The 22,773-nt window shown below is 70.2% G+C and carries 14 protein-coding genes; 9 read left to right on the top strand and 5 right to left on the bottom strand.

Going from position 1 to position 22,773, the window contains the following annotated elements; genetic code table 11:
- Positions 1 to 19 precede the first annotated feature (19 nt).
- Positions 20 to 862, top strand: coding sequence for a PHP domain-containing protein (locus JIG36_RS36230; RefSeq protein WP_203380950.1), 843 nt, complete (start codon positions 20 to 22; stop codon positions 860 to 862).
- A 228-nt stretch (positions 863 to 1,090) separates the two neighbouring features.
- On the opposite strand, the gene JIG36_RS36225 is transcribed toward JIG36_RS36230, so the two are convergent.
- The gene (locus tag JIG36_RS36225; RefSeq protein ID WP_203380949.1) at positions 1,091 to 1,579 is read right to left on the bottom strand and encodes a hypothetical protein; all 489 of its coding nucleotides are present in this window, start codon (positions 1,577 to 1,579) and stop codon (positions 1,091 to 1,093) included.
- A 156-nt stretch (positions 1,580 to 1,735) separates the two neighbouring features.
- On the opposite strand from JIG36_RS36225, the gene JIG36_RS36220 reads away from it, so the two are divergent.
- Both JIG36_RS36220 and JIG36_RS36215 read left to right on the top strand, forming a co-directional pair.
- On the top strand, positions 1,736 to 4,048 hold the full coding sequence (locus tag JIG36_RS36220) for a sensor histidine kinase (protein ID WP_203380948.1): 2,313 nt from the start codon (positions 1,736 to 1,738) through the stop codon (positions 4,046 to 4,048).
- Positions 4,045 to 4,680, top strand: a complete 636-nt coding sequence (locus tag JIG36_RS36215; protein WP_203380947.1) for a response regulator transcription factor — start codon at positions 4,045 to 4,047, stop codon at positions 4,678 to 4,680. Before JIG36_RS36220 ends, JIG36_RS36215 begins: the two co-directional genes overlap by 4 nt.
- Before the next feature lie 446 nt (positions 4,681 to 5,126).
- Here JIG36_RS36215 and JIG36_RS36210 read toward each other — a convergent pair whose 3' ends face one another.
- Positions 5,127 to 7,328 carry an MMPL family transporter gene (locus JIG36_RS36210; protein ID WP_307873051.1) on the bottom strand — a complete coding sequence of 734 codons (2,202 nt, stop codon included), beginning with the start codon at positions 7,326 to 7,328 and terminating at the stop codon, positions 5,127 to 5,129.
- A 241-nt stretch (positions 7,329 to 7,569) separates the two neighbouring features.
- Between JIG36_RS36210 and JIG36_RS36205 the strand changes: the two genes are divergently transcribed.
- The 5 genes from JIG36_RS36205 to JIG36_RS36185 all read left to right on the top strand — a co-directional run bounded on the left by JIG36_RS36205 (position 7,570) and on the right by JIG36_RS36185 (position 17,342).
- A complete protein-coding gene (locus tag JIG36_RS36205; RefSeq protein ID WP_203380945.1) occupies positions 7,570 to 8,337 on the top strand; it encodes a S1 family peptidase in 768 nt (255 codons plus the stop codon).
- Between the two features lie 173 nt (positions 8,338 to 8,510).
- Positions 8,511 to 9,077: a TetR/AcrR family transcriptional regulator gene (locus tag JIG36_RS36200; protein ID WP_203380944.1), complete on the top strand. Its 567-nt coding sequence runs from the start codon at positions 8,511 to 8,513 to the stop codon at positions 9,075 to 9,077.
- Positions 9,078 to 9,296: 219 nt separating this feature from the next.
- Positions 9,297 to 11,477, top strand: a complete 2,181-nt coding sequence (locus JIG36_RS36195; protein ID WP_203380943.1) for an MMPL family transporter — start codon at positions 9,297 to 9,299, stop codon at positions 11,475 to 11,477.
- A gap of 215 nt (positions 11,478 to 11,692) precedes the next feature.
- A complete protein-coding gene (locus JIG36_RS36190; protein WP_236048948.1) occupies positions 11,693 to 16,462 on the top strand; it encodes a PDDEXK-like endonuclease domain-containing protein in 4,770 nt (1,589 codons plus the stop codon).
- Positions 16,463 to 16,544: 82 nt separating this feature from the next.
- Positions 16,545 to 17,342, top strand: coding sequence for an ATP-binding protein (locus tag JIG36_RS36185; RefSeq protein WP_203380941.1), 798 nt, complete (start codon positions 16,545 to 16,547; stop codon positions 17,340 to 17,342).
- A 95-nt stretch (positions 17,343 to 17,437) separates the two neighbouring features.
- Here the strand turns inward: JIG36_RS36185 and JIG36_RS36180 are convergent, their stop codons facing one another.
- From JIG36_RS36180 to JIG36_RS36170, 3 genes are all read right to left on the bottom strand, one after another.
- Positions 17,438 to 18,889 carry an NAD(P)/FAD-dependent oxidoreductase gene (locus JIG36_RS36180; RefSeq protein ID WP_203380940.1) on the bottom strand — a complete coding sequence of 484 codons (1,452 nt, stop codon included), beginning with the start codon at positions 18,887 to 18,889 and terminating at the stop codon, positions 17,438 to 17,440.
- 652 nt (positions 18,890 to 19,541) lie between these two features.
- On the bottom strand, positions 19,542 to 20,129 hold the full coding sequence (locus JIG36_RS36175) for a Cap15 family cyclic dinucleotide receptor domain-containing protein (RefSeq protein WP_203380939.1): 588 nt from the start codon (positions 20,127 to 20,129) through the stop codon (positions 19,542 to 19,544).
- Between the two features lie 2 nt (positions 20,130 to 20,131).
- Positions 20,132 to 21,022, bottom strand: coding sequence for a nucleotidyltransferase domain-containing protein (locus JIG36_RS36170; protein ID WP_203380938.1), 891 nt, complete (start codon positions 21,020 to 21,022; stop codon positions 20,132 to 20,134).
- Between the two features lie 671 nt (positions 21,023 to 21,693).
- Here JIG36_RS36170 and JIG36_RS36165 point away from each other — a divergent pair.
- Entirely contained in the window at positions 21,694 to 22,617 is a 924-nt protein-coding gene (locus tag JIG36_RS36165) for a hypothetical protein (protein WP_203380937.1), read from the top strand.
- Positions 22,618 to 22,773: the final 156 nt, after the last annotated feature.

Here is a 22,773-nt window from a genome sequence, read left to right as displayed (position 1 = left end):
GCCGACGAAGGGGGTGGACATGCCGGACACATTGCCGGGTGACAGCCACGTGCACAGTGAGTGGTCGTGGGACACGTCGGCCGGTGACATGGCCGGGACCTGTGCCCGGGCCGTGGAGATCGGGCTTCCGGCGGTTGCCTTCACCGAGCACCTGGACTTCAACCACTGGCTCGCCACCGCGGATTCGCTCGCCGTGAGCCCGCACTATGTGCCGTACACGGGGAATGATCTGGTGGTGCGGCCGCCGGTGTTCGACGCGGCGGCCTATCTCGCGGCGATCGAGGAATGCCGCGAACGCTTCCCCGGCCTGCGCATCCTCAGCGGGCTCGAGATCGGGGAACCGCACCTGAACCCGGCTGCCGTCGCCGAGGTGCTGAGTGCGGGCCCGTTCGATCGGGTGCTCGGGTCGCTGCACTGCCTGCCCGTGCCGAGCGGCCACACCAGCCCGCCGGTGCTGCTCGAGCAGATCAAGCCGGGCGAACTCGTCCGCCGCTATCTGGCCGAGGTTCCGTCGGTTGTCGCCGCGAGCGAGGCGTTCGCCGTGTTCGCACACATCGACTATGCGGTGCGTTTCTGGCCTGTCGACGCCGCGCCGTTCGAACCGGTCGACTTCGAGCCCGAGTTCCGGCACGCGCTGCGCGCCCTGGCCGAGGGCGGCCGCACGCTGGAGGTCAACACCCGCCTGCCGCTGCACCCGCAGATCGTGCGGTGGTGGCGTGAGGAGGGCGGCCGTACGGTCTCGTTCGGCAGCGACGCCCACACGCCGTCGGCCCTGGCCAAGGGATTCCGCGAAGCCACCCACATGGTCGAGGCCCACGGCTTCCGCCCCGGCCGCGAACCTCACGACTTCTGGACCATCTGACCGCAGGCGGCAGTCTCGGGGTGGCGGCGGAGGGCGGCCGCAGCCCGCTGGTGCCCCTCCAGGCAGTTGCGGGGTAGAGGATGGCCGCGCCGCGTGAGATAGGCGGCCCCGAAGGTGCTGCTCCGGAGCAGTTCAAGTTGTGCGGTCTGGTGGTGGTTCAGAGAGCTCCTCCGCCCGCAGGCTCTGGGCGCTGCGGGCGGTTCCGATGGGGAGAAGCCGCCGGGCGGGTCAGCTGTCCAGGCCGGCTACGGCCCAGAGGACGCCGCCGACGGTGAGGAGCACGTTGAGCACGGCCATGAACAGACCGACCAGGCCGACCACCCGGGCGGCGCCGCCCAGCGGGCGGGAACAGCGGGTCAGACCGGCCAGCCAGGCCGAGCAGGCGCCGAAGATGCCGGGGGCGCCCGACCAGAAGAAGACGATGCTCACCACTGAGAGGGCGCCGAACAGGATGGCGCCGACGCGGGCCCGTTCGGGGGTCTGCACCAGGCGCTGACCGAGGAGCACGGCCAGCACGAGCGCGCCCGTGCCGACGATGAGGATGTTCCGGATCGAGTCGACGGGGCCGTCGGTGGCCCACGGGTCGTGGTCGGTGAAGACGATCTCACCGACGAAGAAGGCGATCAGGCCGATCACGCAGATGCCGTAGACAGTGGAGATCAGAACCGGGGCGGTCGGGAGCGGGATCCTCCGGGCGCTCGCGGTGGGTGCGGACATGGCTACCTCCGAAATGGCCGGCGGTTCCGGCCGTCGGAGACACCGTCACGCCGGCGCTGTCCCGGGGGCGAGGCCTGGCGTTCCCGGGGTGTCCCGCGGTTTCCCGCCGTGTCCCGCAGCCTACCGGCGGTCGCCCCGGTGCCTCATGCTTCGAAGATGGCCCGCTCACAGGAAGCCGGTGTCAGCGTCGAGGTGCTGGCCGGTGGCGCCTGCTTCGTCGCGAGCTGTGGCGCGACGGCGATCTCGGCCATGATGCCGCAGGACCCGCCGGTTCTGGCCCTGCTGGTCGGCTGGCCCGTGTTCGCGCTGGCCGGGGCGGTTCTGCTCGACCAGCAGCCTGGCCGCCGGCCCGGGCGCGTGCTGATCGTGCTCTCGCTGATGCCGGTGGTCGATCTGGTGTGGGCGCTGATCCGGGCCCGCGGGGTGCCGACGGCGGGCGAACTGACCGACGCCGTAGCCACCCTGGCTCCGCTGCAGGCCGTCGCCGTCGGTCTCGCGCTGCCATGGTCGTTCCGAACCCCGCGCTTCCCCCGATGGTCCGCAGCCGTCGCGGCCCTGGCGATCGCCGGAGCGGCCGCGGCGGCCACAGCCAAAGCGATCACGACCAACGCGGTGGGCAGTGTGATCACGACCAACGCGGTGGGCAATGCGGCCACGGCCAACGCGGCCGGCACCATGGTCTCGGATAACGCGGCGGGCGACGCGATCCGGGGCAACGCGGCCTGGGTTCTGTCGGTCGTGGGGTGCGCGATCGTCTGGACACTGATCCTGGCGGCCGTCCGCTCAGACCCGAGAGCAGCCCGCCGCCGTACGGCGTGGGTCGTCATGAGCCTCGCGGCGAGCGCCGTCGTCCTGGCGGTGGCGTGGGCGGTCCCGAGCCCGGGCCTCGGCGCGTACGTCACCATGTCGGTCCTGGCGCTGATCGCCCTGATCACGCCCTGGTTGTCGCTCACCACGGACTTCCGCCCGCTCGACGAGCACCTGTTCGACCTGGGCCTGGCCGTCGCGGTCGTCACCACGGCGTCGCTGACCGGCCTGCTGGTCCGCGCGATCTCGGTCGTCCTGCACCTGCCCTCACCCGGCACGTCGGCCCTGTTCGCCAGCCTGACCACCGCCGCCATGGCCACCCCGGCCGCCCTGTGGATACGCCGCGCGGCTCTGTCCCGCCGGTACGGCAGCGGCCTGCTCGCACCGGCCGACTTCGCCGCGATCACCGCCGGCCTCCAAAGTCGCACCGACCCTCGCGAACTGCTGGACGAAGCGGCCCGGATGGTCGCGACGGCCAGCGGCGGTGGGCACGCCCGCATCGTGCTGACCCCGGACGACGCCGGCGGCGACGGGGATCCGCCTGCGGCCGGGCACTGGGTGCAGCACGCGCTCGTGGTCGGAGCCAACCGGGTGGGGGCCCTGGTCATCGAGTACCGCAGCGCCGAAGGTCCCGAGCCCCGGCAACGCGAAGTAGCGGCTCAGCTGTTGCCGACGGTGGCCCTGGTGGCCCGGGCCGTGGGCCTGGCCGTCGAGGCGGAACACGCTCGCCGCGACGTGGCCCGGGAGCGCGACGCGGAACGCCGGCGGGTGCTGGGAGATCTGCACGACGGGCTGGGGCCGATCCTGGCCGGAATGAGCATGCGGGTCCAGGCCGCCCTTCGCGCACGCCCGGGCGCGCGGGAGGAGGCGCTGCTCGAGGATCTGAGCCGGGGACTCGCTGAGAGCCGCACCGATCTCCGCCGGATCGTCGCCGGGATCACGCCGTCCACGCTGGACGACGGCGATCTCGCGACGGCCCTCGATCGGCTGGTCGAATCGTTCCAACGGGTCTCCGGCGGCCCGCGCCTGACGCTCGAGTTCGCGGTGGAACGGGAGCTTTCGCCGGCCGTGCAGGTGGCGGTCTACCGTTCGGTCGCCGAGGGCGTCACCAACGCCCTGCGGCACGCGGCCGCCTCCACCATCCGGGTCGACGTCCGGACCAATTCCCATTCCGTACGGGCGGAGGTCGCCGACGACGGCACCGGCGGCCCGATCGCCCCCGGTGTCGGCTTGTCCTCGCTGCGGCAGCGGGCCGGCGCTCTGGGCGGACAGCTACGGATCACCACCGCCGCACCCCACGGCACCCGCCTGTGGCTCGACCTGCCCGCCGAGGCCCACGACCCGACCGCGTCCGCCGCACAGGAGACGCCGGACACGCAGGACGCGCCCGACACGCAGGAGGCGCCGGGCGTGCGGGAGGCGGCAGGCACGCAGGAGTCGGCGTGCTTGAACGAGGTACCGGATATGCGGAAAGCGCCCGACATGCAGGACGCGGCGGCCATGCAGGATGCGGCGGGTAGGCAGGAAACGCCCGACACGCGGAAAGCGCCCGGCACGCCGGAGATGGTGGAACGAACGGGGACTCGCGGGAGGCCGGTCACCGGGGGAGCAGAGGTCGGCGTCCGCCGGGCCGGGACCGGACGGACGGGGGCGGATACGTGATCAGCGTGCTGGTGGTGGACGACCATCCGGTTGTGCTGACGGGGCTCAGCGCCCTCATCGACTCGGATCCGCAGCTGGAAGTCTTCGGCGTGGCTCGCAGCGCGGCCGCGGCCCTGGAAGCGACGGCCGACGGAGGGCCGGCGGTGGCGGTGCTCGATCTTCACCTGCCGGACGGGGACGGGATCGGGCTCGGGGTCCAGATCAAGCGGCGGTGGCCGGCCACGCGGGTTCTGCTGCTGACCATGCACGCGGACGACGCGACCGTGATCCGCAGCCTCACCAGCGGGCTGGACGGGTATCTGCTCAAGGACGCCGACCCGGAGGATGTGCTGGCGGCGGTCCACTCGGCGGCGGGCGGGTCGCTCGTGGTCGGGCGCAGCGTCAGCGCGGCGGTGATCGCGGCGGCGCGGGCGGCACCCCGTACGGACGCTCTGGGTCGTCTTGATGCCCGTGATCTGGAGATTCTCGAGCTGTTGGTGGACGGGCTGCCGGTCGGGCAGGTCGCGTCGCGGCTCTATCTGGCGCCCAAGACGGTGCGGAACCGGATCTCGGAGATGCTCGGCAAACTGGGCGTGGCCACCCGCGACGAGGCGATCAGCCTGGCTCGCGCGGCCGGCCTGCGAAAGAGCTGAACGCGAGCGTCGCAACCGGCCTGCGGAAGAGCTGAACGCGAGCGTCGCAACCGGTCTGCAGAAAGGCAAACGTGGGCGCCGCGACGATTGGCGGAGGGGTCGGCTGCGGAGCGTCGCGACGTGAGGGCGTTGGCGCAAGAGCCGAAGGCGGGGGTGTCGTGAGGGCGTTGGCGGAGGGGCCGAAGGCGGGCTGTCGTGAGGGCGTTGGCGGAGGGGCCGAACGCGGGCTGTCGCGAGGGCCTTGGCGGAGGGGCCGAACGCGGGCTGTCGCGAGGGCGTTGGCGCAAGAGCCGAACGCGGGCTGTCGCGAGGGCGTTGGCGGAGGGGCCGAACGCGGGATCTCGCGAGGGGGTTGACGGCAAGGCTGAACGCGGGGCGCCGCGACGGCCGGCGGCAAGACCGAAAGGGGGGCGCCGCGACGGGCGCCCCCTTCCGGTGTCGAGCGGTCAGTGGTGGCCGACCAGCTCCGGCTCGGGTGTGGGCGGCGTGACCACGGCCGACGCCGTGTGGCGGCCACGCGGGCGCATGAAGCGCGGCGCCCACCAGTTGGCCTTGCCCAGCAACGTCATCGCCGACGGCAGGACCACGGCCCGGATGATCGTGGCGTCGAGCAGGATGGCCGCGGCCAGGCCGATGCCCAGCTGCTTCATGTCGATCGTGGACAGCGTGGCGAAGATGGAGAACACCGCCACCATGACCAGAGCCGCGCTGCTGACCGTGCCGGCCGAGCCGGTGATGCCCTCGGCCACCGCCGCGCGGGTCGGCACGCCGCGCAGCACCGCCTCGCGGATCCGGGACACCACGAACACGTGGTAGTCCATCGACAGCCCGAACAGCACCACGAACAGGAACAGCGGCAGCCAGCTGACGATCGCGTCCATCGAGGTGAAGTTGAGCAGGTCGGGGGCCCAGCTGCCCTGGAAGACCAGCACCAGCAGCCCGTACGCGGCGCCGACCGAGAGCAGGTTCAACAGGATCGACGTCAACGCGACCACGATCGAGCGGAACGTCCACGCCATCATCAGGAACGTCAGCAGCAGCACGACCCCGGCCACGATCGGCAGCGTCTGCCAGATGTGCTTGGCGTAGTCCTCGTTGTTGGCCACGTCGCCACCGACCGCATAGGTGACGCCCGGAACCCCGTCGAGCGCGGCCGGCACGAGGTCGGAGCGCAGCCGGTGCAGCGAGTCGGCCGCCTGGTCACTGCGCGACGAGAACGGCGTCGCCACGTGCAGAACGGTGACCGTCTTGTCGGGGGAGACCTCGATGTCGGGCCCGCTCTGCTCGAGAGGCGCGAACAGAGGGTCGCCCTGGGTGCTCTCGGAGAGACGAGTCAGCGCGGAAGACACGGCGCCGGCGGATCCCGCGGGCGCGGTGACGGCGACCAGGTGGTTGGTGCCGTTGCTGGGATAGGAGGCGGTCAACCGGTCGTACGCCTGCATGGCCGGCGTGGTGCGCGGCAGATCCTCCGTACCCGGGAACTTGAGGTTCATGTTCAGCGCGGGCGCGGCCAAGGCCAGCAGCGCGAGCACGCTCACGATCAGGGTCGCCGCGGGCCAGCGCAGCGCCGGGTAGAGAATCGCCCGCCAGAAACGCGAACCCGAACCGGAGTTGCGGGCGGTCAGGCGCCACACGAACGGCACCCGCGGCCGGTCGACCCAGCGGCCCAGCTTGGCCAGGATCGCGGGCAGCACGGTCAGCGAGCCCAGCACGGCCACCGCGACCACGAGGATCGAGCCGACGGCGAGCGACGAGAACGTGGAGTCGCCGGCCAGGAACAGCCCGGCCATGGCGATGACGACGGCCGTGCCGCTGACCACCACGGCGTGCCCGGAGGTCTCGGCGGCGATCTCGACCGCGTCGACGTGCCCGCGGCCCTTGGCCCGTTCCTCGCGTTCCCGCCGTACGTAGAACAGCGAGTAGTCCACGCCGACGGCCATGCCGATCAGCAGGATGACGCTGGCCGTGACGTCGGTCGACGGGATCAGGTGGGAGGCCAGGGTGGACAGACCCATCGCGGCTGCCACCGACGACAACGCCAGCAGCACCGGCACTCCGGCCGCGATCAGCGCGCCGAAGACCAGGATCAGGATGGCCAGGGTGACCGGCAGGCTGAGCAGTTCGGCCCGCTTGAAGTCCTCGCCCAGGGTGTCGTCGAGGGCCTTGCCGATGGACGGCCCACCGACCTGTTCCACCCGCAGATCGGGGTGGGCCTGCTGCACCTCGGCGGTGGCCGCGCGCAACGGCTCGACCCGGTCCGAGGCCGACTCGGGGTCGCCGCTCATGGTGATCGGCACCAGCAGGGCCGAGCCGTCGTTGGCCGGGATGGGCTTGCCCACTTCGGCGACGCCGGTGACCGAGCTCAGCTTGGCGGTGGCGTCGGCGGCGGCCTTCTGCGCGGCCGCGGTGTCGAGCTTTCCCGTACGGGCGGTGATCAGCACATTGTCGACGGCCGGCTCGTCCGCGAACCCGCCCTCGTCGATCATCACGTACGCGCGTCCGGCCTCGCCGATCGCGTCGTCCTGAGCCGTCGCCTCCTTGAGGCCGGCCGCGTTGCCGCCCACGAAGCACACCGCCACGAAGACCACCCAGAGCGCGATCGCGCGCCACGGATGTTCGGCGCTCCACCGCGCCATGCGTACCGTCACCGGTCGCCTGCCCATTGTCAGCCCCCTCGAGAAACCTGTGTCGAAGCTGAAGTTATGGAGTGAGGGAGCTGGGTACATCGGGGCCTGACCCCGGTCGATCCCGGAGCCTGCGACACGCCGTGGACGGTCGGAAACACGACGCCACGCCGTGGAAAGACCTGCAAACCGGGCATACGGCTCAGGGTTTCCCCCGGGACTTCCCCGATTCGCAGGCCTTGATCGCCGGGGTTAGGTTGTCCACATGGGACAGCGAAAGAGGTCGATTCTCACCGCGATCGGTGCCTTCGCCGTCGTGCTTCTCGGGTCCGCGGGCCCGGCGAACGCGATTGCGAACGGTGACCCGGTCAAGCCGGGCCGATACGCCTTCTCGGTCAAGCTGACCATGACCGGAATCCCGACCGCCGACGGCGGCAAGCGCAACAGCGCGTGTTCCGGCGCGTTGATCGCACCCCAGTGGGTGATCACGGCCGGGCACTGCTTCCGCGACGAGAACGGTGTGCGGGTCGAGCGGCCCGTCGCCGACTCGACGATCGCGACGATCGGCCGCACCGATCTCACGGACACCACGCGGGGGCACGAGCTGGAGATCGTGGCCGTGCGCCAGTCCAGCACGGCCGACGTGTCGCTGGCCAAGCTCGCCGAGCCGGTGCGTGACGTCCGCCCGATCAAGGTCGGCCGGGCTGCGCCGGAGGCCGGGGACATCCTGCGGGTCACGGGTTACGGATCCACCACCAGTGTGAATCCGGCTCCGGTGACCTGGCTGCGTACAGGAAAGATGGAGGTGGTCGCGCTCAGCGACTCGGTGACCCAGGTCCGGGGCAACTCCCCGCAGGCCGACACCACACCCTGCCCGTACGACTCGGGCGGCCCGTTCTTCGTCGAACGGGGCAAGCGGCCGCCGGCGCTGGTCGCCGTGGTCAGCAACGGGCCGTCGTGCCCGCACGAGAGCATCGAGAACGCCGCCCGGGTGGACAACCTCGCCTCCTGGGTCTCCGAAGTCACACACTGACCCCTGTTCGCCGGGCCGGTTGCGGGGAAACCCGGAACCGGCCCTTTCGTATGCGGTGAACTGAGGAATGCCCGGTCGAAGAGCGGTGAACCGAGGGACGCCCGGTCGAACTGTGAGGACCGACACGGTCGGTTACCGACCAACCTGGTCCTATTCCGACTAGGGTGGTCCGCATGCCGCGCCCGACCAAGCAGCAGATCGACGACGAGATCCTGGAGACCGCCGCGACCCTTTTCGCGCGGCACGGCTTCAAGGAGACGTCGATTCAGCGCATCGCCGACGCGGTGGGCTATTCCAAGACCGGCCTGCTCCACCGCTATCCGACCAAGGAGGCGCTGCAGCAGGCGGTCGTCGACCGCGTCCTGCGCGACATCCGCGAGGTCGCCGACGGGGTGCGCGACCAACCGCCCGGCCCCGAGCGTGACCGGGCCGCCGTCACCGGCATCGCCCGCCTCGCCATGGAAGGCCGGGGCACGGTGTCGCTGCTGCTCAGCGGTCTCGCCAGCGAGCAGGAGAACGATCTCGGCTGCACCCTCGAGGCCATCGGTGAAGTGATCTTCGAGTGCTTCGCGGCCGACCCCGAGACCGATCCCGTCCGGGCGGCCCGCGTGATCGGCGCCCTGGGTGCGCTCGCCGTCGTCGGCGTCACGCTGCGCGAGAAACCCCTGGCCGTCACCCTCGACGACCTCGTCGACCTCAGCTACGACGCGCTAGGTCACGGGCGCGGTGCGGCGAAGTAGAAGCCGCGGCGAAGTGGAAACCGCGGCGAAGTGGAAACCGCGGCGAAGTGGAAACCGCGGCGAGGTGGAAACCGCGGCGAGGTGGAAACCGCGGCGAGGTAGAAGCCGCGACGACGGAGAAAGCCACAGCGAAGTAGGCGCAAGGCAAGGAACGGCAAGGCCCCTCCAAGTAAGGGACCTCGGTAAACGCAAGGCCCCTCCAAGCAAGGGAACAAGCACATGGCAACGTTGCTGCACCGACTCGGCCTGGGCGCCGTACGCCACAAGGCCCTGGTCATGATCGCCTGGCTGGTCGCCGTGGTCGCGCTCGGCGTCGGCGCCGGCACGCTCTCCGGCACGATGGTCAACACCTTCTCGATCCCGGGCCAGGAGTCGACCACCGCCCTCGACCTGATGGAGAAGCGGTTCGGTTCGGCCTCGGCCGGCGCCACCGCCCAGGTCGTGATGGAGGCCCCCGGCGGCGGCAGGATCACCGACCAGGCCACGGCCGGGCAGGTCGCCCAGGTCGTCGCCAAGCTGCAGAAGCTGCCGGGCGTGGTCTCGGCCACCAACCCGCTCGACCCGCAGGCGCCGACCGTCTCGCAGGACCAGAGCGCCGCTTACAGCACGGTCACCTACGACGTGAAGGCCGAGCAGATCACCCCCGAGCAGCGGGAGGCGCTGACCGCGGTGGTCGACGAGTCGAGCGGCGCCGCCCTGACCGTCGAGGCGCGCGGCGAGGCCACCCAGGAGTCGGGCGCCGACATCGGCGGCGCGGGCGAGATCCTCGGTGTGGTCGTGGCGCTGATCGTGCTCGCGGTCACCTACGGCTCGCTGGTGCTGGCCGGCATGAACCTGCTGACCGCGCTGATCGGCGTCGCCATCGGCGCGCTCGGCATCACCACGCTCAGCGGCTTCACCGACCTGCAGGCGACCACCCCGATCCTCGCGATCATGCTGGGCCTGGCCGTCGGCATCGACTACGCGCTGTTCATCGTCACCCGCTTCCGGCAGGAGCTGCGCCGCGGCCTGCCGGTGCCCGAGGCGGTCGCGCTCTCGGTCGGCACCGCCGGTTCGGCCGTGGTCACGGCCGGTCTGACCGTGGTCATCGCGCTGGCCGGCCTGTCCGTGGCCGGCATCCCGTTCCTGACCGAGATGGGTCTCGCCGCGGCCGCCACCATCGTCGTGGCCGTGCTGGTCGCGATCACGCTCGTGCCCGCCTTCCTGGGCGCGGTCGGCCTGCGGGCCCTGCCCAAGGCCGCCCGTCAGAACTCCACCGATTCCCCCGTACGGGACAGGGGGTTCTACCGCGGGTGGGCGCACATGGTCACCCACCAGCGCGTGCTCAGCCTGATCGTCGCGGTCGCCGCCCTCGCCGTGATCGCCATCCCGTTCTTCTCGATGCAGACCACGCTCATCCAGCGGGCCGCCGAGGGCAGCTCCCAGGCCAAGGCCGACGAGATCATCGCCGAGCGGTTCGGGCCGGGCTTCGCGGGGCCGCTGCTCGTGCTGGTCGACGGCACCGGCTCGCCCGCGTACGCGACGACCGTACGGGAAAAGATCTCCGCTCTTCCCGATGTTGCCTTCGTGGCCGAGCCCCAGCCCAACCAGGCCGGCAACGCCACCCTGATCTCGGTCATCCCGAAGTCGGGGCCGGAGGACACCGCCACCATCGACCTGGTGCACGCCATCCGTGACGACGTGGCCGACGGGCCGGACGCCGATGTCTACGTGACCGGGCAGACCGCGGTCAGCATCGACGTGTCGCAGAAGCTCGACGACGCCCTGCCGGTCTATCTGATCCTGGTCGTCGGCCTGGCCTTCGTGCTGCTCGTGCTGGTCTTCCGGTCGCTGCTGGTGCCGGTCGTCGGCGTGCTCGGCTTCCTGCTCACGATCGGCGCCGCGCTCGGCGCGACCACCGCCGTCTTCCAGTGGGGCTGGCTGGCCGGCGTGGTCAACGCCGAGACGACCGGGCCGCTGCTGAGCCTGGCTCCGATCATCATCGTCGGCATCCTGTTCGGCCTCGCGATGGACTACCAGGTCTTCCTGGTGTCGCGGATGCACGAGGCGCACGCCCACGGCGCCGACCCGCGTGCGGCGGTGACCACGGGCTTCCGGCAGGCGGCCCCGGTGGTCGTGGCGGCCGCGACGATCATGTTCGCGGTGTTCGCCGGCTTCGTGCCCGAGGGCAACGACACGATCAAGCCGATCGCGTTCGCCCTGGCCATCGGCATCCTGTTCGACGCCCTGGTGATCCGCATGGTCGCGGTGCCGGCGGCGATCGCGATGCTGGGCCGCTCGGCCTGGTGGCTGCCGCGCTGGCTGGCCTGGCTGCCGGCCGTGGACGTGGAGGGCGCCGCCCTGGAGCGGCAGGTCCCGGACGACGCGCGCGACATCGAGGAACACGCGCACGCCGCCTGAGGCGCACGCGGCGGCTCCGGGGCAGCCCCGGAGCCGCCGCGTGCGTTCGGGGCGCCGGGGTGCTGCAAGTGGCTTCCAGCCGTCCCCGGAGACGCCGCGAAACGGCCTCGAAAAGCCGTATGCCGGAAATATCCTCAAGCAGGTCGGCGAATCCCCCACGTAACGGGCGTCCGGCTTGCTGGAATTGAGGCATGTGGCCGGAACATGAAGAGGATTTGGGTGGGCTCCCGGGTGCCGAGGTCAGGTCGGCCCTGGAGACCTGGCGCTCCGGCCTGGTCGACCTGACCGGCACCAACCCCCTGCTCAACTTCGCCCGGGTCGCCTCGGGCGCCGTCGAGATCACCGGCCCGTCGCCCAAGGCGATCGTCAAGGTGCTGCAGGAGGGTGGCGGCTACAGCTTCCACTCCGACGACCCCGACGCCCCGGTGCACGTGCTGCGCACCGAGCTGGCCCTGGAGCAGCTGGGCGCGCTCCTGCACCACTTCTGGCGGCGGTCCCGCCAGGAGATGCTCGACCGGGGCGTCTCCCCGCTCTATCTGGGCCTGGGCATGCTGCACTGGTCGGACGACGACGGATCCCCGTACGAAAGCCCGATCCTGCTCGTCCCGGTCGAGATCGACCCGACCGGCCCGCGGCTGATCGCCCGCCCCGAGGACCCGATCGTCAACCCGGCCCTGGTCGTGCGCATGGCCGAGCTCGACATCGAAATCCCCGAGATCAACTCCCTGGCCGAGCTCGACGTCACCGTGCTCTGGGCCAAGGTCGACGTGGCCATCGGCGAGCGGCGCGGCTGGTACGCCGACGAGACGGTCACCCTCAGCTGCCTCAGCGTGCACCGCGAGGCCATGTACTACGACCTGTTCGAGAACGAGCCGCACATCGTCGAGCACCCGATCGTCCGTGCGCTCGCCACCCAGGACGCCGACCGCGCGTTCGCCTTCGAGCCGACCGCGGTCGAGCGGATCGACGTGGTCGCGCCGCCCGAGGACGTCCCGCTGATCCTCGACGCCGACGCCACCCAGCGCGTCGCGGTCGCCGCCGCCGTGGCCGGGCGCAGCTTCGTGCTCGACGGGCCGCCCGGCACCGGCAAGTCGCAGACGATCGCCAACATGGTGGGCGGGCTGCTGCACGCCGGCAAGCGGGTGCTGGTCGTCTCGGAGAAGGCGGCCGCGCTCGACACCGTGCAGCGCCGGCTCACCGAGGCCGGGCTCGGCAACTACCTGCTCGCGCTGCACAGCGACCTGACCGGGCGCCGCGAGGTGGCCGACGCGCTGGCCGCCGCGCTCGAGACCGACGCCGTGCCGCTGGCGACCATGGACCCGATCGACCGGCGCGCCGTCCGCGAGAGGCGGGAGAGGCTGACCTCGTACGCGGAAGCCTTGAACCGTGTCCGTCAGCCGCTCGGCCGCAGCCTGTTCGAGGTGCTCGGCATCTGTGCCCGCCTGCTCGACGTGCCGTCGGCCCCGGTCGCCGGGGTCAACCCGCACGACCTCACCGGCGAGGCCGTCCTGCGCATCCGCGACGCGGTGTCCCGGCTCGGGCGCGTACGCAGCGAGACCTACCTGTGGCGGGAGGCGATCGACCGCGAGCCCCTGGACGCCCGCCTGCGCCAGGCCATGACCTCGCTCGGCAAACTGGCCGAGACGGTGATCGCCAACTCGACCCTGGCCGACGCGTTCGACCTGCACGAGCCCTCCGGCGCCGCCCAGCTGGCCGCGCTCTCGGCGCACGCCGGCAAGCGCCCGGTGAAGGTCGAGGAGGACTGGCTGACGATCGACAGCATCCAGCCCGTGCAGAAGGCGGCCACCGACCTCACCCACCACCTGGCCGCCCTGCGCTACGGCGGCATCCCGTGGTCGGAGCTGCCCTCGGCCGACGACATGGCCGCCATCCCGGACCTGTCGCACCTGGTGCCCGAGGCGGTCGACCTCAAGCCGCTCAACGCCGCCCAGGCCGACCACCTGGCCAACAAGTTCGCCGAGGAGGCCGACCGGCTCGAGGGCCGCCAGGAGAGCCTGGACCGGGTCACCGCCCGGCTCGGCCTGCCCAACGTGGTGACGTTCAGCGACTCGGCCCGGGTGATCACGATCGCCGACCTGATCGAACGGGAGCACAAACCCGAGCCGGCCTGGTTCGAGACCGGCGGAATGCCGGCCGCCCACGCGGCGGTGCGCGCCCTGCGGCTGGCGATCGAGCGCGTACGGGAAACCGAGTCCCAGGCCCGTCAGCACTTCGACGAGACCGTGCTGGGTGAGCCGATCACCGAGGTCGCCGACCGGCTCACCCGCAACCGCGGCCCGCGCAAGCTGCTCCGGCCCTATCGGCGCGACAAGAAGCTGGCCGCCGAGGTCGCGCTGCCCGACGTCAAGCCGTCCGATGCGGTGGCCAACGTCGAGGACGCCGCCGCCTGGAAGAACGCGCTCGAGGACCTGGCCGCGGCCGAGGCCGAGCACGCCGCCATGCTCGGCAGCCACTGGAAGGGCCTGAACACCGACTTCCACGCCGTCCAGGAAGCGATGCACACCGCCGACGAGGTGATCCGCGAGGTGCCGGCCGACGCGCTGCCCGCCGTCACCGTGCACGTCTGCGCGCCCCGCCCCAACAGCGCGCTGCTGCGCATCGTGGGCGAGGCCCGCGACGAGTTCACCCGCTTCCGCACCACCCTGCGCCCGGCCCCGGCCCGCGCGCCGCGGCCCGAGCTGGGGGAGGGCGCGATCGCCGACGCCGTGTCGTGGCTGCGGGCCCACATCAAGCCGCTGCACGCCGCGGCCGAGATGATCCGGTCCTACAGCGTGCCCACCGGCCGCGACCTCACGCTGGCCGAGGCCATGGACATCGCCGAGCAGCGGCAGGCCGCGACCGACGCCGAGGCGGCGATCTGGGCCGAGGCCACCACCCACTCGGCGGTGCTGGGCACGGTCTACCGGGGCACCAAGACCGACGACGAGGCGATGAACGAGGTCGTCGCGTGGACGGCCCAGGCCCGGCGGCTGATGACCGGCGAGGACGCGGCCATGTCGCGCGAGCAGGCGCACGCCCTCATGGAGGCCCACCCGACCGAAGGACTGCCGGCGGCGGTGGCCGGCTGGGAGACCGCCCGGGGACAGGTGCTCGACGCGTTCGGCCCCGACCGGCACGGCGAGCTCAACGAGCGGCTGGGCGACTACGACAACGCCCGCGACCTGCTCGTCGAGCTGCTGCACGACCCCGAGGGCCAGCAGGAGTGGTTCCGGCACGAGGACGCGCGCCGGGTGCTGGTCGAGCACGGCCTGGCCGACGCGCTGGAGTTCTGCGCCGACGAGGAGACCCCGATCGACCAGGTCTGGCCGGTGCTCGAACGGGCGCTCTACCGGGGCTGGGCCGACGCGGTCATCGAGGAGGACCCGGGCCTGCAACCCGTCTCGGCCGAGGACCGCACCCACCTGGTCGAGGTCTACCGGCTGCTCGACCGTGAACTCACCTCGGCCGCCCTGGCCGACATCGTCTACGCCGTCGAGGCCCGCCGCCCGTCGGCCTCGGCCAGCGGCGAACCCGGGGTGATCCGGCGCGAGGGCAACAAACAGTCCGGCCACCTGCCCGTGCAGGAACTTCTGGCCCAGGCCCGGCACGCGGTGCAGGGCCTCAAGCCGTGCCTGCTGATGTCCCCGCTCGCGGTGAGCCGCTACCTGCCGCCCGAGATGGAATTCGACATGGTCATCATCGACGAGGCGTCGCAGGTGACCACGGCCGACGCGATCAACTGCGTCTACCGCGGCGACGCGCTGGTGGTCTCGGGCGACGAGCGGCAGCTGCCGCCCACGTCCTACTACGACCGGGTCGAGGACGACGTCACCGACCTCCCGTCCATCCTCGAGCTGGCCCGCGACACGTTCCCGGTGCTGCACCTGGGCTGGCACCACCGCAGCCGGCACGAGGCGCTGTTCGCGTTCGCCAACCTCGCCTACTACCACGGCCGGCTGGTCGGGCTGACCCGCTGCTATCCGCAGGAACCCGACCACGGCGTCGAGATGTTCGTGGTCGACGGCGTCTACCGGCGGCAGACCACGTCGGACAACCCGATCGAGGCCGACGCGGTGGCCGAGCGGGTGCTGCACCACTACGCGACCCGTCCCGAGAAGTCGCTCGGCGTGGTGACGCTGTCGGTGGCGCAGGCCGACGCGGTCGACGAGGCCGTGCGGCGGGCGGTCGCCGAGCGGCCCGACCTCGAGCACTTCCTGGAGGACAACGACCGGCTCTCCGGCTTCTTCTGCAAGAGCCTGGAAGCCGTCCAGGGCGACGTGCGCGACGTGATCATCCTGTCGATCGGGTACGGCTACGACGAGAACGACAAGATCAGTACGAACTTCGGGTCGCTCAACCGCCCGATGGGCTGGCGCCGCCTCAACGTGGCGATCACCCGGGCCCGCGAGCGCGTCGAGGTGGTCGCCTCGATCCGGGCCGGTGACGTGCCCGACATGGGCAACGAGAGCGTGCGGCACCTCAAGGCCTACCTCGAGTACGCCGAGCGGGCCGCCGCCACCCTGGGCCGCGAAGCCTCCGACCGCCAGGACGCGACGCCCTTCGAGGACGCCGTGCTCAGCTCCCTGACCGAGTGGGGTTACACCGTACGGCGGAGGGTCGGCGCCGCCGGGCACTGGATCGACCTGGCCGTGCTGCATCCCGACCAGGACGACGACGTGTTCGCCATCGGCATCGAGTTCGACGGCCCGGAATACCAGTCCATCCCGTCCTCGCGCGACCGCGACCGGCTGCGCGACGAGGAACTGCGGGCCCTGGGCTGGCACATGCACCGGATCTGGTCGGTGGCCTGGTATCAGAACCCGGCCGAGGAGCAGAACCGGCTGCGCGCCGCGATCGACCGGGCCCTGGCCGACCCGGTCGGTGTCGACCAGTTGTCCGTCCCGGAATGGCCCCCGTACCGGGCCATCTCCGGCGAGATCCTGCCCGCGGAGACGCCGGTGACCCGATCAGGTGACGCCCTTTAGAAGGTAATCGCCGGTATTTGCGCATGGTGATCTCTTCGCGGGGTAGCCGTCGCCGGTCATGGAGAGCAATCGTTGGCCGGTCATGCGCGGACGTCATGCCCCCGGCCGTCACGAAACCCGCGACATCAGCGGCGCCGTCGCCGTAACGGCGGACGCGGAAGGCGCCGTCACGGTCGTCACCGTGCGCGGCGCCTGGGGCAGCCCCCTGCGCCGTGACACCTTCACGGCCGTGAAGAAAGCACTCAGCGAACACCCGGCGGCCATGGTCATGGACCTGTTCGAGGTGATCGACACCGGTGCCGCGAGCGCCTCGACCTGGCTGACCGTGTCCAAGGTGGGCGCCTCGATGCAGCCTCGCGTACGGGTCGCCGCCTGCCTGCCCCGCCGTACCGCCCTCAACCAGCGGCTCGACCGGCTGGGCTCGTCGCGTTTCCTGCCGACCTTCGACGACCTCGGGCGGGCCCGGGCGGCCGTGATGGCCGGAGGCCCGGTCACCGACCGGCTGCGGCTCGACCTGCCACCGCACCCGGACAGCCCCGCGCTCGCCCGCAACCTGGTCAGCGAGGCGTGCGCGGCGTGGGGACTGCCCGAGGTGCTCTACCCGGCCCGGCTCGTGATGAGCGAACTGGCGGCCAACGCGATCGAACACGCCGCGACGCCGTTCTGCGCGGTCGTGGCGCGCCGAGGCGCCGGCGTGCACCTGATCGTCAGCGACCACGAGCCGCGCATGCCCTACCTGGTCGACCCGCCCCACGACCCGCCCGGCAACCTGTGGGACCTCCGCGGCCAAGGCCTCCGCACCGTCCAGGCGGCCTCCACGGCCTGGGGCGCGCTACCCACCCGCGACGGCAAGATGGTCTGGGCCACCGTCCGCCCTTGACCCGCCCGCGCGTTGGTTCTGAGGCGCCCAGGCCCGGACACGACGTGGGCCACGCCGCTCAGCAGCGTGGCCCAGATCAGAACGTCAGCGTGGCCTCAGCGGCCCACTGTGGCCTTCTCGGCCTCCGCCTTCTCGGTGGCGGCCTTCTCAGCCTCGGCCGGATGCTTCTCGCTCGGCACCTCGGTCGAGCCCAGCGCCTCGGCCTCCTCGGCCTCACGCACCCTGCGGAACGGGTCGCCGTAATCCTTCATGGCCCGCCGCGCGAACGCCTGCTGCTCGGTCGCCACCCGCTCCGACCGCCCGCGGCCGATGAAGCTGACCGCCCAGTGCAGCACCGTCGTGAACCGGTTCTTGAAGCCGACCAGGTAGACCACGTGCACCGCCAGCCACATGAGCCAGGCGAAGAAGCCCGACAGCCGCAACTTGCCCACACTCGCCACGGCCGAGAACCGCGAGATCGTGGCCATGCTGCCCTTGTCGAAGTATTTGAACTTGTCGGGCGCCGGCTTGTTGCGCAGACGACGCTTGATGACGTCGGCCGCGTAACGCCCACCCTGGATCGCCACCTGCGCCACACCCGGCAACGGACGGCCGTCGTCACCCGGCAGGTGCATCATGTCGCCCAGCACGAAGATCTCCGGGTGCCCCGGAACCGTCAGGTCGGGCTGCACCATGACCCGCCCCGCGCGGTCGGTCTCGGCCCCCGCCGACTCGGCCAGCTGCCGGGCCAGCGGCGGCGCCTGCACACCGGCCGCCCACACCTTGGTCATCGACGGGATGCGCTGGTGACCACGCTCCGACTCGACCTCGATACCGGTCAGGTCGACGTCCACCACCTTCGTGTTCAGCTCGACCTCGACCCCCATCAGGTGCAGCTGACGCAGCGCCCGGGTCGAAAGGTGATCACCGAACGTGTTCAGCACCGCGCCGACCGCGTCGATCAGGATGATCCGCGCCTTGCGGGGGTCGATGTGCTTGTACTGCCCGACCAGGTTGCGGTGGGCCAGCTCGGCGATCTGACCGGCCATCTCCACACCCGTCGGACCAGCCCCGACCACCACGAAAGTCAGCCAGCGCTCCTGGGCCTCCGGGTCGGTCTGCAGATCAGCGATCTCAAACGCGCCGAACACCTTGGCCCGCAACTCCAGCGCGTCGTCGATGCTCTTCATACCCGGCGCGTAGTCGTTGAAGTGGTCGTTGCCGAAATACGACTGCGACGCGCCCGCGGCCACGATCAGCGAGTCGTACTCCACCGTGTAGTCGATGCCCGGCCCCGCCACCGAGATGAGCTTGCGCTCGGTGTCGATATCTTTGGCCCAGCCGAGCTTGACGTCGACGTTGTCCTGCCCCTTCAACACCTCACGGATAGGAGGGGCAATCTCGCCTTCAGAGAGCACGCCCGTCGCAACTTGGTAGAGAAGAGGCTGAAACAGGTGGTAAGCCGTGCCGTTGATGAGTGTGATGTCGACGTTCGCGTTCCGAAGGGCCCTGATCGCGAACAGACCCCCGAAGCCGGCGCCGATAACTGCCACCCGATGCCGCTGCATTACCACTCCCTCGGTGCTCGGTGTCTCACTTAGTAGAGCACCCTGACCAGGCCGATTATGCCGTGAGTATCAACACTGTGGAGGCCCTGCGCACTTCACGCACGGGCCTCTCGAAGATCTGTTTTCCCAGCCCGGCCGGGGGAAAACCCGGTTTCCGCCATCATGCCGGACGTGGCCCGTCTACCGTGAGTGTTTGGTGGGGTAGATCGGCTCACACCGCTCCGCAACGGCTCGCTGCCTCCGCCTGCCGCGCAGCCCAGGCCAACCCGGGTGGCGGCTGGTGTGACGGACCTCGCCGTTGCCACATAGCTCTACTGGTTTGGGTGATCTCCGCGCGACGGCAGCCTCGGCTCATCGTGAGGAAGGGCTGGGCGCAACCGGGGTTTGGTTGCGCCCAGCCCTTCCTTGCGATTCGCTCTGGCCGCCGTCGCGCGGAGATCACCCAAACCCACTGCTCCACCCCTTGTTCTTGACTTGGCCCTTAACCGATCTCCGACGACGCGCCGGGGTCTGGGGCAGCGCCCCAGGGTCCTCGCTCTTCCACCCAACGTAGGTAAGTAATCGCTTCGGTAGAGGTGGAAAACGGCGCGGTAGTGGGCGCGGTCCCCGTCAGCGAGCTGCGACGCCGCCGGTGCTTCTGAAGGGAAATTCTCTACTGCCGGGTAAGCGTCAGGGTGCCTTTGCGTCCGCGGGAGTTGAAGTAGCGGCCCCGCATCTCGCCGCTGGCGGTGTCGATCACGACCTCGGCGGTGCCTTCCTGGTCGTTCATGTCGGGGTCGGCTATGCCGGGCTGGACGGCGTTGCGGTAGGTGTAGGTGAGTCGTGCGTGCAGGTGTCCTTCGGTGCTGAGGTTCGCGGCGATGGAGTAGGAGCTGGACGTTCGGGTGCCGAGGACCTCGAACCGGATGGTGATGTTGGTCCAGCTCTGGTCGATGCAGATCTTGATAGGCAGCATCGTGTTGTTGTACGAGGAGACGAGTTGCCCTTCGTAGACACCCTCGACGACCGGAGTCTTGATGAAGCCGAGCCGGCGGAGCCAGATCCAGCGCCACGCTGTGGAGTCGATCAGCCGGTAGAGCAGGCCGTACGCCGCGGCGACAGTAGGTGCGCTGAAGAGCCAGCCGGGTCCGATGTCGAGTGCGTCAGTGACAGAGTCCGCGGCGATCGCGGTCAGAACCGCGATCAGGGCGATGATGCCGTAGGCGGAGATCCGGCTGTCGGTGCTGCTGTAGAGGTGCACAGCTAGAGGGTCCGCCAGAGCGCGGCAAGGATCTGGGAAGCGGTGGCAGCGTCGTGGTGACCGGGGTCGTTGACGAACAGCCGGTGGACCTCGTCTCCTGACTTGAAGGTGTTGGTCAGGTCGACGATCGACAGGTTGTTCAGCCAGGCGAGGACGGCGGAGAGCCGCGCGGAGTCGTCGGTGAGGAAGTATGTGTCGGGGACGTTGTAGGTCATGCACTCCAGCAGGTAGCCGGGGGCGATTCCGTCGGCGAGCAGACCGGTCGCGACCGCCCGTTTGCGGAGGTTCTTGATCTGACGGACGGTCGGCTTGTAGCGCTCGGAGCAGCGCTTGTTCTTGTCCCTGCCGTTCTTGATGTGCTCCTTCGGGTAGTTCACGACCCGGGGACCGTGCAGCGGGTCGATGGCGACACCCTCGATCCAGGTGGGCTGCCCGTAGGCCGGATACGAGGTGTAGAGCCGGTGCTGAAGCGTCGGAACCACGTCGGCGTCGACGTATCCAGCGGTCCTGTCGACACGCAGGCACTTGTTCTTCGGATGCACTCGGTCGGTGCCGTAGTAGTCGATCAATGCCTGGTGGACCAGCGTTCGGAAGCGGCCGGCGCTCGTTGTGCCAGCTCGTCGACCCCGCTGTTGGCGGTCCTGGTCGGCCGGCAGCAGGCGACTGACGTCGGGGTACATGGTGGACGTAAGCATCACGACCACGTCGACGTCGGAGTCACCCCGCGTGTTGGTCGCGTTCGCGTACGACCCCTGCAGGAAGACCTCCCATCGGAGGTTGCGTAGGGCCGTGGAACGGTCCAGGGCAGCCTTGACCGATGTATAGGTGTTCTGGGCCGCGTCCTGCGTGCCCGGGGTGGTCCAGTTGCGCCGCTCGGCGTCGGTCGTCGTCACGTGCTCCCCCTCGGTCTTCGAGCACAGGGTAGGAGGCCCCTCTGACAGAAACCCCCACCGAACTCGGCAGCATCCCTCCGTCGAGGTCATGCAGAGCACCGGACGGCAGCCGAAGGGCCTCGAAGTCCGCCACTGCGGATGGCGGCGAAGCGGCCGTGTCGACAAGGTTGACGGTGCCAGGCGAGCTCGCGATGCTTCCGGGACCTTTCTCGCGTCCTCGATGGGATCGGTGATGAAGTCGATCCGCGGGACGTCACGGGACCGGACGGCCAGGCCCGGCTTGGACCTGGCCGCAAGCAGTCTGCGGCTCTCCGACGTGGCGTTGAACGGTGTCGGCTCGAGACTCAAAGTTCCCGCCGCCTACCTGCGCTGCATGGCGCGCCAGGACACGCCCTTCGCGGACGGCAACAGCTCGCGGGGACGACCGCCGCTTCCGCGTGCGCTGTCCGCGTGACAACGTCGGCCACGACGAGAGCCCGCCCGGGCGTTCCTGTACGCCGGAATGCCGAGCAGAGTAGACCCGCTGTGAGCCGCTCGGTTGGCGAACGGCAATCCGTTGCGGTCCCTGCCCCACCCGTCTCGCGTCGGCGGCGGCAAGAAACGGCTGTTATGTCAGCACAGTAGGCCACTAATCTGACGAAGCTGAGTTAATTGGTCGCAGGAGAAAGAAGATGTTCGAAGTCAAGCTTGGTGGTTATGAACAGGACGATCCGGAGGATCCGTTTCTCATCGGTGCGCCGATGTGGGATCTGCCGCAGATCGTTGGACCGCTCATCAAGGATCGCCGAGAGGACATGCAGGTCTACTCGGTCTTGAAGGCGATGTCGGTGGCGGGGTTCGCTCGGAACCCGCTGACGGTCGAGGTAGGTCAAGATCCTCCGGATCGGTGGTTGGTGCACGCCGACCGGCGATGGGCCGCCGAGTTGACGGAGTTGACCATCCAAGACGTGCGCCAGACGGTGGCACCGCCCCGGATGTTCGCTCGCACACTTTCGGCGCGCCTCAACGCCGAACTCGACCGCTACGCCCATCTACGTGATCGACTCGTGCTTCTTTCTTGCGATGAAGGCGCCATCCCACGCCGGCCCGCCGCCCTGCTCGACGAGATCGCTCAGCTGCTCACCACCGACATCGGGTTCGTCGGCGAGGGCATCGACCTCAGCTCCGGGCCGCCGGAGACGCTGCCGATGGACCGAGGCTTTCATGGCGATCACGGGCCGTTCTCGATCACCGTTCAGCAGGGCGTCGCCGACGGCGCGGTGGTGGTGTCGGCGTCGACTCCAACGAACATCAAACGATCAGAAGCGATCGCGGCGCTGGTAGCACGGGTGCTCGACAAGGATGTGCCGTCGAACGAGGTATTGCTTGTCACCTGCGGCGCCCCTGATCCACAGGGCTACGTCTGTTCAGTGGACAGCTCGATTTTCCAGCTATTGCGTGATAGCCATCTGGCGGGCGTCAACATCCTGGAAGGCATGGTGCCGTTGCAGCACCTGCAGTCCGTAGTCCTGCACATGTGGAATACGGATCAGCTTGTGATCTTTGGCGCGAACGAGGATCTACCGTGGAAGCCAGTTCAACGTGAGACTGCTTGAGCATGCAGCAGCGGCGAGCGGGACCAGAGAGCCTGCTTGCTACGCACCGGTTCGGGGCTCTCGCTTGGCGAGTGGGCTCGCCTGCTTCCACAATTTAGCGCCGAGGCTGCCTTTTCGGTGAACAGTTTCAACAGCCCGTTCGGGCCGGTCAGCTCG

Source organism: Paractinoplanes ovalisporus (assembly GCF_016834655.1).
Lineage (GTDB): Bacteria > Actinomycetota > Actinomycetes > Mycobacteriales > Micromonosporaceae > Actinoplanes > Actinoplanes ovalisporus.
Note: the sequence above shows the minus strand (reverse complement) of the source record. Positions and strands in the feature narration are given on the sequence as shown.